We start from the raw sequence: 729 nt of genomic DNA, 5'->3' as shown, positions 1-729 counted from the left end.
CCATTATTGGTGAACGCCTTTTGAAGTCTTGGTTGGATTCTTTTCTTTTCTCTTGGTGAAACTCCGTTTCTAATTAATTTTAATACGACCGTTTGCCATTGTTTACGAAGCATCGTAAATGGCAAGAAATCATACTGCTTCCATTCTCCTTTTTCTGTTAATCCACCCATTGTAACTAACATATGTACGTGAGGATTGAAGTTGACCCTTGAACCAAAAGTGTGGAGTCCAGCAATAATCCCAGGTGTTACCTTTGCTTTCTTTTTGAAGAAGTCAGTAAGTAGTCTTGCAGAAGCATCCATTAAATCTTTTAATAGATGTCGGTGAAGGAGAAATACATCTCTTAGTCCTTCATCAATCGTAAAAATTACGTGCCGATGATTAACCTGAAGAACATCTTCAGTAAGTAACCTACTCCATTCTTCACTTTCTCCAACAGAGCACGTGGTACAAAATCGACCTTTACATCGGTAAGGAACCTTTCGCACATCATGACAACCTTCACACACAAATAACTTAAATCCATTTTTGATATCCCCACAATCTCGAAATTTCTCAACCTCCTTAATTACGATAGGGCGGATTTTAGCACCGTGTTTTCTTTTGAAAGCTTCCCAATGTTGGTGTTTATCAAAAAATATTCTTCTCAATATATTGGTCTCCATAAAATGAAAATACCACAGCTTAAATGACTGTGGTAGACCCAAATTTTTATACTTTCTTATCTTT

General features: G+C 36.6%; 1 protein-coding gene. It reads right to left on the bottom strand.

All coding sequences use genetic code 11. The annotated features are described in order from the left end of the window. A partial coding sequence (locus AC3ASS_RS14395) for an IS91 family transposase (protein ID WP_488284174.1) occupies window positions 1-665 on the bottom strand: 665 nt, incomplete at its 3' end. Window positions 666-729: the final 64 nt, after the last annotated feature.

It is taken from the genome of Bacillus sp. JST-5 (assembly GCF_057747715.1).
This window is presented reverse-complemented; position numbering and strand designations above follow the sequence as displayed.